Origin of the sequence: Kitasatospora sp. SC0581, from assembly GCF_048159585.1 — a bacterium.
In the GTDB taxonomy this organism is placed as follows: Bacteria; Actinomycetota; Actinomycetes; order Streptomycetales; family Streptomycetaceae; genus Kitasatospora.
The window spans coordinates 26849-42548 of record NZ_JBLRWA010000021.1; the positions used below are offsets into that span (position 1 = coordinate 26849).

Annotated in this window: 12 protein-coding genes; 7 read left to right on the forward strand and 5 right to left on the reverse strand. The window is 74.7% G+C overall.

Features of this window, described 5'->3' with window-relative positions; genetic code table 11:
• Positions 1 to 415: 415 nt before the first annotated feature.
• The gene (locus tag ACLWS4_RS26365; protein ID WP_416875363.1) at positions 416 to 1048 is read left to right on the forward strand and encodes a S1 RNA-binding domain-containing protein; all 633 of its coding nucleotides are present in this window, start codon (positions 416 to 418) and stop codon (positions 1046 to 1048) included.
• A gap of 429 nt (positions 1049 to 1477) precedes the next feature.
• On the forward strand, positions 1478 to 2410 hold the full coding sequence (locus ACLWS4_RS26370; RefSeq protein ID WP_416875364.1) for a TIGR03619 family F420-dependent LLM class oxidoreductase: 933 nt from the start codon (positions 1478 to 1480) through the stop codon (positions 2408 to 2410).
• Between the two features lie 37 nt (positions 2411 to 2447).
• On the opposite strand, the gene ACLWS4_RS26375 is transcribed toward ACLWS4_RS26370, so the two are convergent.
• Together ACLWS4_RS26375 and ACLWS4_RS26380 are read right to left on the reverse strand one after the other, a co-directional pair.
• Positions 2448 to 3926, reverse strand: coding sequence for a carboxylesterase/lipase family protein (locus ACLWS4_RS26375; RefSeq protein ID WP_416875434.1), 1479 nt, complete (start codon positions 3924 to 3926; stop codon positions 2448 to 2450).
• Positions 3927 to 4009: 83 nt separating this feature from the next.
• Positions 4010 to 4267 carry a hypothetical protein gene (locus ACLWS4_RS26380; protein ID WP_380781153.1) on the reverse strand — a complete coding sequence of 86 codons (258 nt, stop codon included), beginning with the start codon at positions 4265 to 4267 and terminating at the stop codon, positions 4010 to 4012.
• Between the two features lie 380 nt (positions 4268 to 4647).
• Here ACLWS4_RS26380 and ACLWS4_RS26385 point away from each other — a divergent pair, with 380 nt between their 5' ends.
• From ACLWS4_RS26385 to ACLWS4_RS26395, 3 genes are all read left to right on the forward strand, one after another.
• The gene (locus ACLWS4_RS26385) at positions 4648 to 5025 is read left to right on the forward strand and encodes a cyclic-phosphate processing receiver domain-containing protein (RefSeq protein ID WP_416875365.1); all 378 of its coding nucleotides are present in this window, start codon (positions 4648 to 4650) and stop codon (positions 5023 to 5025) included.
• Positions 5026 to 5124: 99 nt separating this feature from the next.
• Complete coding sequence (locus tag ACLWS4_RS26390) at positions 5125 to 5847, forward strand: leucine-rich repeat domain-containing protein (RefSeq protein ID WP_416875366.1); 723 nt, start codon at positions 5125 to 5127, stop codon at positions 5845 to 5847.
• Positions 5848 to 5905: 58 nt separating this feature from the next.
• Positions 5906 to 6652 (forward strand): hypothetical protein, encoded by a 747-nt coding sequence (locus ACLWS4_RS26395; RefSeq protein ID WP_416875367.1) that lies wholly within the window; start codon positions 5906 to 5908, stop codon positions 6650 to 6652.
• A 159-nt stretch (positions 6653 to 6811) separates the two neighbouring features.
• Here ACLWS4_RS26395 and ACLWS4_RS26400 read toward each other — a convergent pair whose 3' ends face one another.
• The gene (locus ACLWS4_RS26400) at positions 6812 to 8995 is read right to left on the reverse strand and encodes a glycoside hydrolase domain-containing protein (RefSeq protein WP_416875368.1); all 2184 of its coding nucleotides are present in this window, start codon (positions 8993 to 8995) and stop codon (positions 6812 to 6814) included.
• A 288-nt stretch (positions 8996 to 9283) separates the two neighbouring features.
• Here ACLWS4_RS26400 and ACLWS4_RS26405 point away from each other — a divergent pair, with 288 nt between their 5' ends.
• Positions 9284 to 10930 (forward strand): FAD-binding oxidoreductase, encoded by a 1647-nt coding sequence (locus ACLWS4_RS26405; protein WP_416875369.1) that lies wholly within the window; start codon positions 9284 to 9286, stop codon positions 10928 to 10930.
• A 43-nt stretch (positions 10931 to 10973) separates the two neighbouring features.
• Here ACLWS4_RS26405 and ACLWS4_RS26410 read toward each other — a convergent pair whose 3' ends face one another.
• Positions 10974 to 11819, reverse strand: coding sequence for a hypothetical protein (locus ACLWS4_RS26410; RefSeq protein ID WP_416875370.1), 846 nt, complete (start codon positions 11817 to 11819; stop codon positions 10974 to 10976).
• 496 nt (positions 11820 to 12315) lie between these two features.
• On the opposite strand from ACLWS4_RS26410, the gene ACLWS4_RS26415 reads away from it, so the two are divergent.
• Entirely contained in the window at positions 12316 to 15024 is a 2709-nt protein-coding gene (locus tag ACLWS4_RS26415) for a LuxR C-terminal-related transcriptional regulator (RefSeq protein ID WP_416875371.1), read from the forward strand.
• Between the two features lie 17 nt (positions 15025 to 15041).
• Here the strand turns inward: ACLWS4_RS26415 and ACLWS4_RS26420 are convergent, their stop codons facing one another.
• Positions 15042 to 15644 (reverse strand): transglutaminase domain-containing protein, encoded by a 603-nt coding sequence (locus tag ACLWS4_RS26420; RefSeq protein ID WP_416875372.1) that lies wholly within the window; start codon positions 15642 to 15644, stop codon positions 15042 to 15044.
• Positions 15645 to 15700 lie beyond the last annotated feature (56 nt).

Here is a 15700-nt window from a genome sequence, read left to right on the forward strand (position 1 = left end):
CCGTGTCTCGGGGGGCGAGGAACATCGGAGCGACACCGGCACAACCCTCCCCCGCTCTCCAGAGCCCGTCGGCCTGCGCTTCCATGGTGGTTGAACCTTCGGCGGTCGTGCTGCCCCGAGCAGGGGCATCAACCCGCAGACGGACCGGCACGTTCCCGCCCGAACCGAGTCCGACACCCGCCTCCTGGCAACCCGCCCCTCCCTTCGTGAAAGGCTTGCCGCCATGCGCGAAGTACCGGAGGACCGCGCCGTACGGAGCTTTCTGTCAGCGATCCGCGTCGGTGACCTGTGTGGTGGGGTCGCATCAGAGGTCACCCGCTCCGGGGTGGCGGTGACGTTGGACGGGTTCCCGGCGAGACCCCTGGGGTTCGTCGGCTCCTTGGACCTGCCCTGGGGGCGGCCTCGGAGCGAGGGTGTGGAGGTCGGTCAGCGGATCACCGCCGAGGTCATCGCCGTCGACCCGCCCGCGGGCCGCGTACGGCTGTCCATGGCAGCCACCGGGAACCCGGAGCTGTGGGCCTTTCTGAAGCGGCTCGCCCCAGGCCAGATCCTCGCCGGCACGGTCGCGTCGATCGAGTCGTTCGGCGTGTTCGTGGCGCTGGACGACGGGCCCGGCCATCCGGTCTTCCCGGGGGTCGGGTTCATCACGATCCCCGAACTGTCCTGGTGTCACTTCGAAACGGCCTCGGACATCGTCCGGGTCGGTGAGCGCGTCTCGTGCGGATTCCTCCACTTCGACACCACGAACGGGGAGGCCAGGCTGTCCTTGCGCGCTACGCGGCCGGACCCCTTCCAGGACTTCGCCAACAGCGTCGCCGCGGGCCGGACACTGCGCGGAAGGGTCACCCGGCTGATCCCGTTCGGCGCCTTCGTCCAGGTCGCCGACGGGGTCGAGGGGCTGATCCACCTCAAGGACCTCGCACGGACTCCCGTACGGACGCCACAGGAGGTCGTAGGAGTCGGCGACGAAGTCCTGGTCGTCGTCACCGACATCGACCGAGGACGCCGAAAGCTGGCGCTGTCGCGGCGGGAGCCCCCCTCCCGCTGATCGTGATCGTCCCGCGTGCGGCGCACTCGACGCATATCCGGTTGGCGCGCCGCCAGCCGCGTGCCCCTCGGTCTCCCACAGGCGCCGGGCTCAGAAGAGCACGTCCTCGCCGCCGGGCTCGGGTATCCCGATCACACAGGTGCGACCGGGGTCGTCAGGCACGGAGAACCCGCACAGGCTCTCGCCGCCTGCGCACTCGGCCCCGCCAGCCTCCCCGAGCCCCTCCGCGACCAGCTGGAGGCCGCCCTCACCGACGCCCGGGCGGTACTCGAAGCCTCCCCTCCGGACCCGGTCCCGCCGGAAGGCGGCCCGTTCGGGCATCGCGCCCCGGCAGCAGGCAGCTGAACCGCGCGCGCCCTGACCGGCGCGCGTCGTGCGGACGGGGGTACAACGGCTGCGGCCGGGGGCGCGGGAAGCCAGGATCGAGCCATGGCCATTCGCTTGGGACTCGGGCTGCCGCAGATGAAGTGGTACGACCTCGCGCGTGCTCCGGCAGCGGTGGCACGGGCGGCGGAGCGGATCGGCTACGAGAGCCTGTGGGTCTTCGAGCGGGTGCTGGTCCCCGAGCGGCCGCGGCAGGGCCTGTACGACGTGCCGGGGCTGGCCTGGCCGGACTCCTACCGGTCGGTCGCCCATCCGCTGGTGGTGCTCTCGCTCGCCGCCGCGGCGACGGAGCGGGCCCGGCTCGGCAGCAGCGTCCTGGTCGCGCCCCTGCACGGCCCGTTCCAGCTGGCCCGCGCCCTCGCGACGCTGGACGCGGCGAGCGGCGGCCGGGTGGTCGCGGGGCTGGGGACGGGCTGGTCGCTGGACGAGCACGCGGCGGCCGGGCACGCGCCGTTCGAGGAGCGCGGAGCCGTCCTGGATGAACTGCTGGACGTCTGCGCGGCGGTGTGGGGCCCCGACCCCGTGTCGTACCGGGGCAGGCACGCCCTGGTCGACGAGGCGGAGGTCGGGCCGAAGCCCGTACGCCCCGTGCCCGTCTACCTGGCGGCGTCCGGCGGCAATGCCCTGGACCGGGTCGCCCGCCGCGCCGACGGCTGGCTGCCGACAGGCATGACGCCCGGGCAACTGGCCGTCCTGCGGCGTGAGATCGGCGAGCGGGCCGCGTTGTACGGCCGCGATGCGGGCGCGATCCAGGTCTGCGCGAGGGCGAACGTCCGGATCACCGAGGCCCCGGTCCGCGATGCCGAGCGGAAGCCCTTCGTCGGCACGGTCGAGCAGATCGTCCAGGACACGGCCGGCTACGCGGCTGCGGGGGCGGACGAGGTGTTGCTCGATCTCCAGACGAACGCGCGGGATGCCGACGAACTCGCCGATCTGGCGGCCCGGGTGCACGCGGACATCCGCGGCGCGGGGATCTGAGACCCCTGGAAGCCGCCGTCGCCCCGCCGTCAGCGGCTCACCGGACGCCTTCCCAGAGCGACCGCTCCCGGCCGCCCGGGTCCTGCCTCAGCCGGAGGGCGTCACCGGTCAGGTGCAGCACCGAACGGTCCAGGCCGTAGGGAGGCCAGTCGGGCTCCGGCCGTCCCTCGCAGGCGAAGCCGAGCCAGGCGGCGCGCATCCGGTCGGACAGCTCCTTCGGAGGCTCCGCCCCGAGGAGCGGGTCGGTGGTTCCGAAGACCAGGCCGATCTCCGCCATGTGGCAGGCGCCCAGCCGGCCGTCCAAGGCAGGCGAGGGGTGGGCGAACTCGTAGACGAAGGTCCGTGCGCCCAGGGCGGCACGGGCCTCCGCCACGCGGATGGCCGGGATGCGGTAGGAGTGGTCGGTCATCACGGCCGAGAACAGGTCCCCGGGCGTGGCCTCCGGGCGGTCGGCCCGGTAGGCGGCGACCGCCTGCGCGGCGTCGAGCCCGAACGAGGCCAGGAATCCGTGCAGGACCTCGTCCGTGATGCGGTCGGCCATGCCCAACGCGACGAGGAAGAGCCGGAATTCGTCGGTGGTCGTGCCGGTGAGCAGGTCGATGTCGCGGCCCGCCCCGGCCGCGACGGCGTCGACGGGCCGAGCACGCAGGGTCGTCCCGTCGACCACCGGCAGCACCGTGGTGCCGCCGCCGGCGGACTCGCCCCACCGCCCCGGGGCCGTGTCCCGGGCCATCTCCTGGCCGAGGGCGGCGTTGGCGGCGATCAGCCGTTCCGGGGGCACGGCCGCCAGGGCCTCCGTGGTGTGCTCGACCCCGGCGATGGCGGCCAGCCGCTCGGTGATCCGGTGCCCGGTCTCCAGCGAGTGGCAGTGGTGCCCGGCACCGCTCTGGGTGATCGCGCGGTGGAACAGCCCCTCGGCCCGCTCCATGGTCATCAGCGCCGTGATGCTGATGGCTCCGGCCGACTGGCCGAACACCGTGACGTTGTCCGGATCGCCGCCGAACGCCGCGATGTTGTCACGGACCCACTCCAGGGCGGCTATCTGGTCCAGCAGGCCGAGGTTGGCCGTTCCGTCGGGCAGCAGCAGGAAGCCCTCGGCGCCCAGCCGGTAGTTGAGCGTGACGCACACCGCGCCGTCCGCGGCGAGCCGGGTGCCGTCGTAGCCGGGCAGCGAACCGGATCCGTTGCGGAACGCCCCGCCGTGGATCCAGACCAGGACCGGAAGACGGCCGGCGGCACGCCCGGGTGCGGGGGACCACACATTGAGGTTGAGACAGTCCTCCCCCGTCTCCACGGGCTCCACCAGGAGTTCGGCCATGGCGGAGGAATAGCCGGGCTGCGGCGCGGCCTGCCCCGGGCGGCCGCAGTCGCGCTCCCCCGCCCAGGGCTCGGGCGGCCGCGCCGGACGGAACCGGCGCGGCCCGAAGGGCGGCGCCGCGTACGGGATGCCCAGGAAGGCCGCGACGCCTTCGCGCTCCTGGCCCCGCACCTTGCCGTACGCGGTGGAGACGGTCACGCTCGCCAAAGCAGTACCTCGCATGATGGTCGATCAGCCGACGCGTCACTCCACCACGGAACGCCCGGGAAGCGCCAAGGGATTTAGCCCCAGGTGAAGGCGCCGCAGGGAGCCGGCGGGTCCTCCGGGAGGAAGTGGGGCGGCGCGTACTGGCAGCCCCAGGGCCCGCAGTCCTGGCCAGGGACCGCGAACGTACCGGTGGCCCTGGTCGGCGCGGCCGCGGCCGGCCCGGCGGACGCCCGGGGCGCGGGAGCTGCCTGGGCCGGGACGGGAGCGCCCAAGAGGGACAGCGCCAGCACCAGCGGGGCGGAGGAGACGAGGCAGGGGACGCTTCTGCGCATGGGAGCCTTCCTTCGGCCCGGCACCGGGTGACGCGCCGGGCGGCGAGCGGCCGTCCCCCGCCGGGCCCGTTGCCCGGGGACGCCCGCTCCGGTGCCCTCCTTCCTCCCCAGGGCCGGGAGCCCCGCACGCCCGACGCAACTCGAACAGATGAACCCGCTGCGCCCGCGCCCCCTCGCGCGCCCCGGGGAAGAGCCGGTCGCCCACTTCCCCGCCACCCGGTACGGCCCCGGGCCGCCGCGCGGGCAGTCCACCCGGCACGGACACCAGGACAGCAGCTCCAAGGAGGCCCCGGCCGGGGCCAGACGTGTGCCCGGCCGCCCGCCGAGCAGCAGCCCAAAACCTCGTGGCCATCCCGCCCGCCCGCTGTGAGACTGGCCCGATGGAAGAAGCGCCCACCGCACCGACGCCCGTCGTCCTCGGCATCGACGACCTGCGACCACTCCCCGGCGCCACACGGATCGCCCGCACCAGCCGCGAAGGCACCCGGCTCCTGGAGGAGCACCGCGACGGCTTCATCGACGAACTCTGGCTCGACCACGACCTCGGCGGCGACGACACCGTCATGCCCGTGGTGGCCCTCCTGGAAGAAGCGGCCTTCGAGGGACGGCCCTTCCGGATCGGAACGGTCTACGTCCACAGCGCCAACCCCGTCGGCTCCGCCTCCGTCGTCCGGTCACTCACGCGCTGGAACTACCGCGTCCGGCGGGCGTCGGCCCAGGATCAGGCCGCGCCCACGACCCGTCGACCGAGACGCTAGTGTGTGCGGATGAGTGAGGAGCCGCAACCGCAGGTGTTCTCGAACCTTTGGGCTGACGCCGGCGGTCCCGGCGGCCACGGTTCGCCCCGCGATCGCTGCATGTGCGTCGAGCACGTCCGCACCAGGCCGCAGGGGCCGACCCGCTTCCACCGGGAACGCCAGGACACCACCGCACCGGGATGGATCCGCCTTCTCGAACTGGTCGAAGAGGCGGCGGCCGACGGACGTGAGGTCTTCAAGCCGCTCGTGGACCTCACGGCGGAACAGCGGCGCCAGGTCGTCACGCTCCCGCCGACCATCGCCAAGCTCACCTCGGTCAAGCACCTCGTGCTGTACGGCAGCAACCTGGTGCGCATCCCGCCCGAGATCGGCGCGATGCGCGGCCTTGAGGAGTTCACCCCGTACACCTCCTACCGCCTGCACTGGTTCCCGTACGAGATCACCCGGTGTGCCAGCCTGCGTCGCAGTACGGTGAGCACCCGGGCCGTGTACGGGAACTACAAGCGGCGGCCGCCCTTCCCGCAGCTGCCGACGGCGGCCGCCGCCCGGGGCGTCGACGTCGAGGACCTCGACCCCGGTGTGTGGGGTGCCTCGGCGATCCGTACGTGCAGCGTCTGCGACCGGCACGTCGAGGGCGTGAACCTCCGTCAGGCCTGGATCTCGCTGTGGACGTCGGGCGCCGACGTCCTGCCGCTGCTGGTCAACGCCTGTTCGACGGCGTGCATCGACGCGCTGCCGGTGCCAACCGAGGGCTACGTCCAGGTGCCGCACGCCGGCGGGCCGGGTGTCGAGCAGCCGACGGCCGGCCGTCGGCCTCGCTGACGCGGTGCGGCCACGACCGCCGGGGGCGGGGCCCACGACGCAAGGTACGGTCCGTCACATGTCGAAACACGGACGACGGATCCGCCTGACCGCCGGGGCTGCCATGGCCCTGCTCGGCGGCGGCTTCGCGATCAACGCCTGGATGAACCGGGTCCCGGAGACCAGGGTCTACGAAGGCACTGTGGCCGGCCAGGTGCTGCTGGTCGGCTCGGACGGCCAGACCCTGACACTGAGCATCGGGTGGGGTTGTGAGAAGCAGCCCGAACTCGTGGTCCGCGAGTCCGCCGACGCGGTGAAGGTCTCCCTGCGACACACAGTCCCCCCGGGGTTCTGCGACCCGGGTGGCATCGGACAGATCACGACCCACCTGAACAAACCGCTCGGGACCAGGGCTCTGAACGACGCCACCGGCAAGCCCGCCGTCCACTTCGACGAGCGCGACCTCCTGCGGCCCGTGTTCCTGCCGGAGAACTACTCCCCCTATCCCGCGGGCAGGATGGTCCACCTGCCCGGTCTGGCCCCGCTCCCGACCGACACTCCGGCCTGGGCCAGCGGGTACCGACTGGGGACGGGCCCTGAACAAGGCAATCTGATCATCAGCCAGACCCTCCGGAACAGCGCACCACCGGAGGGCCGGGCCGCCCTGGTCAAGGGCCACCCCGCGGCCATCACGCAATCCGATCCGAACGGCGGGCCCCGTTCGCTGACATGGTCGGACGGGACCTACACCTTCGTCGTCACGACCGGTGCTCCCCCGCGGCTCTCGGACGAGGAACTCGTCCGCGTCGCCGAGAATCTGCGGTGACCGACACCACGACGACGTCCGGCGGCTGTCCATCAGGCTGCCCCGGCGGAGTCTCGGCCGCTCCTGCGCTGGTCAGGGCGGAGAGCCTTCATCGAGCCAGACGCCCCCGACCCCGGGCATTGCCGGGGGCGGGGGCGTCGGGTGCGGGGTGGGAGCGGGTCAGCTGCGGGTGACCACGAGCTGGCTCGAGCCGTCCGGCAGGCCCGCGATGGCGGCGCGCTGGGCCGGGAAGGTGCTCGCGCCGTACGGGCCCTGGACGGCGGCGAAGCCGGACCAGGAGCCGTTGCCGAAGCGGGTCTCGTGGTAGACGTTGCCGTCGCCGCCGACCACCGCCACCTGGGACGAACCGTCCGGCAGGCCGGCGATGCCGACCGTCCGCGCGGCCATGGTGGGCGTGCCGACGCCGGGGAGCGCGGCGAAGCCGGACCAGTTGCCGTCGGCGAAGCGGGTCTGGTGGTAGACGTTGCCGTCGTTGCCGATCGCCAGGACCTGCGAGGAACCGTCCGACAGGCCCGTGATGGCCACCCGGCCGGCCGCCATCCGCGAGCTGTTCACCCCGGGGAGCGGGGCGAAGCCGCTCCAACTGCCGTTGGAGAAGCGGGTCTCGTGGTAGACGTTGCCGTCGTTGCCGATCGCCAGGACCTGGGCGGACCCGTCGGGCAGGCCGGCGATGGCGACGTCCCCGGCCGCCATGGTCGGGGTGCCGACGCCGGGGAGCGGGGCGAAGCCGGACCAGTTGCCGTCGGAGAGGCGGATCCGGTGGTAGACGTTGCCGTCACTGCCGATGGTCAGCACCTGCGAGGAGCCGTCCGGCAGGCCCGCGATGGCGGCCCGGCGGGCCTGGGTGGCGGGCGTGCCGTCGTCGGGGAGCGCGGCGAAGCCGCTCCAGCTGCCGTTCGCGGCGCGGACCCCGTGGTAGAGCCGGCCGTCCAGGCCGATGCCCAGCTCCTGCGAGGAGCCTCCCGGCAGCCCGGCGATCGCGGCCTCCGAGCCGCGGAAGACGCCCGCCCCGCCCGTCAGCGGGCTGAAGCCGGGCCAGGCGCCCGAGCTCTGGCGCACGCCGAGGAAGAGCGCGGAGGACAGGGAGGGCGGGGCGCTGGTGAGCTGGATGTCGACGTAGTCCTGGTCGATCGCTATCGAGTAGCCGCCCCAGCTCTCCGGGTTCGCCGGCGAGGCGTACTGGTGGGCGCGCTGGTGGTTGGACCAGTAGCCGGCCGGTATCGACGGGTCGGCGGTGTCCTCCTTGCCGTTCCAGTTGGCGCTGAAGACGGCGTCGGGCATGGTGTAGGCGCTGTTGCCGGCGTTGGCGGCGAGGTCCTTCATGCCGGACGAGGAGCTGCTGTAGACACCGGAGTTGTAGCCCCAGGCGTGCAGTTCGTTGGTCCAGGCGGTGAGGAAGGCGAGCACCGTGGCCGAGTACTGCGGGGTGGTGTAGCCCTCCATGTCGTAGTAGAGGATCGTGCCGGGGCCGAAGCCGAGGGCCTGGGCCTGGGCCACCGCGTCGTCGGCGGCGTTGGCGCCCTCGGTGGCGGGGTAGGCGATCTTCGGGGCCTGCACGCCGACGTACAGCGGCATGAAGGACCAGCCCGCGGACTGCTGCTGCTGGACCCAGGAGGACGTCAGGTTCGGCTGGGCGCAGCCCCGCCTGACACCGCCGATGTAGATGCCGACCGCCCGGTACGGGGAGGAGTTCATCCACGCGTTCATCGCGGCGCTGGAGGGCGCCGTGCAGGCGTCGAAGCCCTTGCCGGTGTAGTTCGTCGCCGACGCGGGCACCTGGGCCGCGGCGGCCATCGGTGCGGCCATGGCCCGGCTGGACGGCGCGGCGGCGGACTTGGGCGTGGCGGACTTCGCGGCGGGGGCCGTCGGGGCTGCGGCGGGCGCCGGCTCCGGTCGGTGTTCCGGCGCGGGGGTGAGCCCGGCACTGGTGATGATCCGGCGCACCAGCGGCTGGTCCGTGTCGTACGTACCGGTCACCGCGACGACGCCGTCCTCCGCGCGGATCGTCTGCGCGACCGGGTTGGAGCCCTCCCGGTCGGGCGCGGCGCCGGCGGCGGGCTCGACCAGCAGGGCCTCCGAGCGGCCGGTCAACCGCGGCGGGCAGACCTGCTGTTCGCCCGGGCGACCGAGGTACACCGCGTGCTGGTCGAAGCGGACGCAGGCCTGCGGGTCCGCGGCCAGGTCGACGACCGGCCAGGCCGTGGGCACCTGGAAGACGCGGCCCTGGTAGGTCACCTTCTTGGTGTCCGGGCTTCCGGCGGGGGCGGCTACGGCGGAGCCGGCGGCGGGCGCCGCCATGAGGACGGCCGCCGCGACGACCGCGGCGCTCCGGAGCGCTGTCATACGGGTCTTCACCCAGATATCTCCTGACACGACGAAAGGCCGCACGCCGACAGGTCGGCCGCGCGGCACGGGCACGTCACCCTATCCGCGCCCTCGGACAAGTGGTGTCGCAGGCCCCTCCGGTCCGGCCGGCCGTCCGTCAGCCGTCGCCCCGGGGCCCGTTCCCGCGCGTCGGGCCAGCCCGGCGGACAGGACACGTTCTGTTCTCAACTCCGGTCGCGTGTGGGACCGTTGGCAGCGGTAGTCGGCACGGAGAGACCCGGATCGCGGGGGAACGGGGTGGTGGACATGACGGACCGGCCGGGCCCGTACGGACCGAACCGCCGGGGCCTGCTCGCCTCGGCCGGCGCCCTGCTGGCCGGCGGCGCGGCCTCGGGCCTGCCGGGGGCCGCGGGGTCCGCCGGAGGAGCCGCTCCGGCGCAGGCCCCGGGCCGGGGCGCGGCGGTGATCCGGCGGGGCGACCCTCGGTACGCGAGCCTGCTGCGGGGCGACAACTTCCGCTTCGCCGGCGACCCGGACGAGATCCGGGTCGCCGCCACCACCGAGGACGTCGTACGCGCCGTCACGGAGGCGCTGCGCTCCGGGCGGAGGATCGCGCCGCGCAGCGGCGGCCACTGCTTCGAGGACTTCACCGCCGATCCGGGCGTCCGCCTGCTGCTGGACCTCTCCCCCATGGACGCGGTCGGCTACGACCCGGAGCGGCGGGCGTTCGCCGTCCGGCCCGGCACCACGCTCGGGCGGGTGTACCGGGCGCTGTTCACGGGCTGGGGCGTGACGGTCCCGGCGGGCGCGTGCCCCGAGGTGGGCGCCGGCGGGCACTTCGCCGGTGGCGGGTACGGGCCGCTCTCGCGCCGCTACGGCTCGGTGGTGGACCACCTCCACGGCGTGGAGGTGGTGGTGGCGGACCGGGCCGACCGGGCGCGGACGGTGGTCGCCACCCGTGAGCCGGACGACCCGCACCGGGACCTGTGGTGGGCCCACACCGGCGGTGGCGGCGGCAACTTCGGCGTGGTCACCCGCTACTGGCTGCGCTCCCCGGACGCGACGGGCGACGACCCGTCCCGGCTGCTGCCGCCCTCGCCCCGCGAGCTGAAGGGCTACCAGGCGGTCTGGGCCTGGGACGAGCGGATGACGGAACAGGCGTTCACCACCCTGCTGCGCAACTTCGGCACCTGGCACGAGCGTCACAGCGAGCCGGGCTCCCCGTACGCGGGCCTGTACGCGATCCTCTCGGTGGCCCGTCGCGGCGGCGGCCCGATCACGATGTTCGTGCAGGCCGACGCGGCCGTCCCCGACCTGGACCGGATGGTGGCCGAGCTCGTGTCCGCGGTCGGCGCGGGCACCGGCGTCGAACCCGCCGTCGACCACCGGACCGTACCGTGGCTGCACGCCCTCACCTGGCCGGGCGCGGGAGCGGCCGGGGACATGTTCAGCCGGCGCTACAAGCTCAAGGCGGCGTACCTGCGCCGCTCGTACACCGACGCCCAACTCACCACCGCCTACAGCTGGTTGACGGACGGCGCCGCCGTCTCGCACGGCGGTCTGCTGTTCGTCGGCTACGGCGGCCAGGTGAACGCGGTGGCGCCGGGGGCGACCGCGACCGCCCAGCGGGACGCGGTGATGAAGGTCGTCTACCAGACGGTGTGGACGGACGAGCGGGAGGACGCGGCGAACCTCGCCTGGGTGCGGGGGTTCTACCGCGCGATGTACGCGGACACCGGCGGCGTGCCGGTGCCCGGCGAGGTCAGCGACGGCTCCTACATCAACTACCCCGACGCCGACCTCGCCGACCCGGCCTGGAACCGCTCCGGCGTCCCGTGGCACACCCTCTACTACAAGGACGACTACCCGCGGCTCCAGGCCGTGAAGGCCCGCTGGGACCCGTACGGGCTCTTCCGTCACGCCCTCTCCGTCGAGCCCCGGCCGGCCCCGTGACGCCGCTCCGGAACGGCCGGGTCCCGGACAGGCGAACGGCGGGTCAGCGGACGGTCACCTGCCAGGCGCTGTAGGCCGTGGCCATGCGGCCGGCGATGCCGGGGCAGTAGTAGGTCGACGGGCTCATGGTGGCGGCGGGGAAGACGGTCGAGTTGGAGGGGCCGGCGTCGCTCCAGGCGCCGGTGGCGGGGGTGCGGACCTTCAGCCCGGTGGTCTCGACGACCCGTCCGCTCAGGTCCTGGCAGACGCCCACGTTGCCGGAGGCCGTCCGGTCGGAGTAGTACTCGAACATGTCCCAGCCGTAGTCGAGGCCGGTCTGGTCGGTGCCCCGGCTGGTGAAGAACGGGTCCCAGGTGCTGGTGGCGACGTTGTAGAGGGAGGCGCTCCAGGTGTTGGTCCGGGCGTCGGTGAGCTGGACCTGGACGCTGTAGGCGGAGCGGCCGTTCACGGTGGCGCCGTACTTCCGGAGGAAGGCGGCGTCGATGTCGACGGTCGCGCCGACCGCCTGGGAGGGGTCGGTGGTGCACCAGTCCCAGGCCCATATCTGGGCGCTGTCCCGGGTGTGGACGGTGACCATCTCGATGCAGGAGTTGCTGCGCGGCTTGGTGGTGGGGGCGTAGAGGAAGTCGTTGGCGCCACTCAGGCGCAGCGCGTCGTCGAGGGTGTGGGTGGCGATGACGGCGTCGTAGCCGGTGTTGCCGTTGGGGCCCAGCTCGGTGCCCCACCACCGGTGGGCCTGGGCGGCGATCGGTGCCGGGGCGGTGCGGTTCGTGGCCGTCTCCGAGGGCCGCGCCTCCGTGGCGAGGCCCGCGCGCAGCTCGCGGAACCGCTGGACGGCGGGCCGGTCCTGCGGCCTGATGCCGGCGTCGCCGAGGACGCGGCCGGACACGGGGGCGCCCGTCGGTGCGTCGGCCCGCGGGGCGGCCGGGTGGGCGGCGTGGGCCGGAGCCGACGCCGGAACCGCCTGAGCGCCAGGCGCGAGGACGATACCTGCGACGACGAGGGCGCACGCGCCGGCGGCGGCTGCCGCGGTCCTCAGCGTGGACGAACGGCGTGACGATGTCGTGGTCATGACACTCCTGAGTGTGGGGGAACCCGATGGGGGGTGGCAGCCGCCGCCCGCCGGGGAACGGACCGGATGCGTGGGGGTCCGGTCACCGGCGAACGGAGCGGGTGGCCATCAGCGTGGGCCAGGCCCCGGCACGACACAATCCGGCTGCCGGAAGTACCCATACTCAATCAATCCACCCGGCCTGAACGCCGGTTGCCCACCCGGGCGTCCGAACCCCGAACCGCGGGCATCCTCACGATCGGGCCCGGCGGGCGGGCGCAGCCCCGTACGCACCGTCAGGACGTACGCACCGTCAGGACGAGCGGAGGCGAGCGTGAGCGACCCCTGGAAGGCCGTGCTCCACGGTCCCCTCGCCGACCCGGCCCGCCCCGGGACGGTCCTGCTGGTGGAGGGCCCGGCCGGCACCGGCAAGTCGCACCTCGTGGCAGGGCTCCGCCGCCGACACCCGGCCGGCTCCGGCTGCCTGACCCTGACCTGCGCCGACCCGCCCGACGGCGACGCACAGCACGCCTTCGACGCCCTCGACGCCCTCACCCGCGCCTTCGGCGACCCGACCCGGGCCGCCGTCCCGACGCTGCTGGTCGTGGAGGACGTCCACCGGGCCGACGAACGCACCAGGTACCGGATCCGGCACCTGGCCCGCACCCTCCCGAACGGCTGCGCCCTGGTGCTCACCTGGCGGCCCGAGGACCTTCCCGCCGACCGGCCCCTGCTGGGCGAGCCGCTCTCCTGCCCGCCCGGCACCGCCGTCCTCAGGATCCGGACCGGTCCGCTCCCGGCGGTGGTGGCACGGGAGTTGACCGAACGGACCCTGGGCGCCCGGTGCCCGGACGACGTGATCGAGCGGCTGTACGCGCTCACCGGCGGCGTCGCCCAGGTGCTCGTGGACGTCCTGCCCGTCCTGGCCGGCACCGTCCTCGCCGACACTTCCCCGGGCGGCCCGACCGTGGACGCCGTCGAGGCACTGGAGGCCCCACCGCGCCTGGCGGAGACCGTACTGGGCCGACTCGCCGACCTGCCCGCGGACGCCCGGCGGCTGGTGCACGCCGCGGCGGTGCTGGACGAACCGGCCTCCGAAGCCGAACTGGCAGCCCTGACCGACCTGACGGCGGAGACGGTGCGCCGCATGCTCCTCGCCGCCCTCACCGCTGCCGTGCTGACCGACCTCGGCCCCCGGCGGTACGGCTTCCGCGTACCGCTCGCCGCCCGGGCCGTGGCCGCGAGCCTCCCCGCCCCCGAACGCGCCGACCTGCACCACCGGGCGGCGCAGGTGCTGAGACGGCGCGCCGACGTCCCCTGGCCGCAGGTCGCCGGGCACCTCCTGGCGGCAGGGGTCCGCCGCGGCCTGGTCCGGGCCGCCGAGCGCGCCGCCGAGACCCACGCCGCCGCCGGACGGCACCGCGAAGCCGCCCGACTCCTCCAGGACCTGCTCGCCGACCGCCGGATCCCCGGCCCCGCCCGCGCGAGGCTCGCCACGGCGGCCCTGCGCCGCATCGCCGGGTTCACCCTCCAGGACGCCGGCGCCCTGCTCGACACCCTCACCGGCGCCCCGCTCCTGCCCGGCCCGCTGCGCGCCCAGGCCCGGGTGCTGCAGGGGCTGTCGCTGTGCACCCCGACGACACCGGACCACGACGGCTGGCTGCACCTGGAACGCGCCGCCAGGACCCTCCCCGACGAACCCGGCCTCGCCGCCCGCGTCCTGGCCGCGATGTCCATGCCGCACTGGCCCGGCATCCCCCTCGCCGAGCACCGGCAGTGCGCGGAGCGGGCGGGCGCCGCGCTGGCGGGCACCACCGACCCCGTCCTGCGGGCCGCCGTCAACGCCAACCTCGTCGGGCTGCTCCTGACCCTCGGCGACCCCGGGGCCGAACAGGCGCTCCCGGCCCGGCCGTTGGGGGAGGACGAGGACAACGGTGACGCCGCGTCGGCCGGTCACCGGGCCCGCGCCCTGTGCAACGCCGCCGACGCCACCCTGTGGCTCGGCCGCTACCACGACAGCCAGGCGTTCCTCGAACGCGGCGCGGCCCTGGCCGGACGCCACCACGCCGGCCCCCACGTCGCCCACGGCATCCGCAGCATCCGGCTGCTCCTCGACTGGGCCACCGGCCGCTGGACGGGCCTCGCCGACCGGGCCGCCGACCTGGTCGCGGACACCGCGCGAACCCCGGTGCTCGGCCACGAGGCACGAACCGTCCTCGCCGCGCTGTGCCTCGCCCGCGGCGAGTGGTCCCAGTGCCGGGCCTGGCTGGCCGGCGGCCTGGCCCCGCACCTGGACCAGCAGTTGGCACCGGTGGCGGCGCTCTCCTCGACCGTACTCGTCCGGCTGGCCCTGGCCCGCGGCGACCACGACGACGCCAGAGCGCACGCGACGCAGGCCTGGGGACGGCTGTGCAGCAAGGGCATCTGGGCCTGGGCGGCGGAACTGGCGCCCTGGGCCGTCACGGCGGCGCTGAGCGCCGGCGACCCCGCCACGGCCCGGACGATGGCCCGGGACCTCCGCACGGCCCCCGCCGCCCCGCACCTCCCCCTCGCCGCGGCCGCCCGACGGTGGTGCCGCGCCACCCTGGCCGAGCACGACGGGGACCTCGCGCGCGCCGCCGACGGCTACCGCGCCGCCGCGGACGCCTACGCCGCGCTGCCCCGCCCGTACATGGCCGCCCTGGCGGCGGAGGCCGCCTCCCGCTGCGCCGCGGGCGAGGGCGAGGGCAAGGACGCCGGCCGCGACACCGTCGACCGGCTCACCGACGCCCTCCTCGTGCTGACCGGGCTCGGCGCCACCCACGACGCCGCCCGCGTCCGCTCCCGCCTGCGCGCCCTCGCACCCCCGCGCCGAGGCCGGCCCGCCCATCCCGGGCTCTCCCCGCGCGAACGGGAGGTCGCCGAACTCGCGGCCGGAGGTCTGACCAACCGTCAGATCGCGGCCGCACTGCACCTGTCCACCAGGACCGTCGAGAACCACGTGGCCAGGGTGCTGCGCAAGCTGTCCGCGCCGTCCCGCCGGGACCTCCCCGCACGCCTCTGACGCGCGCCTCTACCGGCTCAACGTCCGGGCCGCCCCGGAGCCCCGCCGTCGACCGGCAGCTCGCCCGGGAGGTAGCCGTAACCGGCGCGGCCCGGCACCGCCCCGGCGAGGGCCCGGACCAGCGCGGCCGGCGGTGCCGCGAAGACCCCTGGGTAGTCGCACTCCCCCAGCTCCGGCCGCACCGGCCAGGCCAGCCGTTCCCGCTCCAGGTCGTACCGCGCGTCGACGCCCTCGCGGTTGCCCCGGGCATCCAGGCGCGCCCAACGGCCGTTCAGGTGCACGGCGTTGAGGGCGTGCAGCACGAAGTCGCCCTCGCCGTCCGCCAGCCGCTGGTAGCACAGGCCCGTCGGCACGCCCTGCGCTCGCAGCAGCGCCGCCAGCAGGTGGGCCTTGCCGTGGCAGATCGCGTTGCCCGCGGCCAGCACCTCCGAGGCGCGGAACGCCCCGCTGTAGGCGCCCGCGTCGGCGGAGTGCCGGACCTCGTCGCGGACGTGCCGGTAGGCCGCCTCGGGGGTGGCCAACTCGGCGGCCAACCGCCGCAGTTGCGGGTCCTGGTGGTCGATGACCCCGTCCGCCACGAGGTAGGCGGCGAGGTCGTCGGTCTCCGGTTGCAGGATCATGCCGCCCATCGTGCCCCGCCCCACGGGCCGCACGGGCGGAATTCCAGCCCGTGGAC

Excerpts from the sequence above, each read along its gene's own strand:
- ACLWS4_RS26385 (WP_416875365.1), top strand. The coding sequence starts at position 4,648 with ATGGAAGAAGCGCCCACCGCACCGACGCCCGTCGTCCTCGGCATCGAC.
- ACLWS4_RS26390 (WP_416875366.1), top strand. The coding sequence starts at position 5,125 with ATGTGCGTCGAGCACGTCCGCACCAGGCCGCAGGGGCCGACCCGCTTC.
- ACLWS4_RS26370 (WP_416875364.1), top strand. The coding sequence starts at position 1,478 with ATGGCCATTCGCTTGGGACTCGGGCTGCCGCAGATGAAGTGGTACGAC.
- ACLWS4_RS26380 (WP_380781153.1), bottom strand. The coding sequence starts at position 4,267 with ATGCGCAGAAGCGTCCCCTGCCTCGTCTCCTCCGCCCCGCTGGTGCTG.
- ACLWS4_RS26405 (WP_416875369.1), top strand. The coding sequence starts at position 9,284 with ATGACGGACCGGCCGGGCCCGTACGGACCGAACCGCCGGGGCCTGCTC.
- ACLWS4_RS26420 (WP_416875372.1), bottom strand. The coding sequence starts at position 15,644 with ATGATCCTGCAACCGGAGACCGACGACCTCGCCGCCTACCTCGTGGCG.
- ACLWS4_RS26400 (WP_416875368.1), bottom strand. The coding sequence starts at position 8,995 with ATGACAGCGCTCCGGAGCGCCGCGGTCGTCGCGGCGGCCGTCCTCATG.
- ACLWS4_RS26395 (WP_416875367.1), top strand. The coding sequence starts at position 5,906 with ATGTCGAAACACGGACGACGGATCCGCCTGACCGCCGGGGCTGCCATG.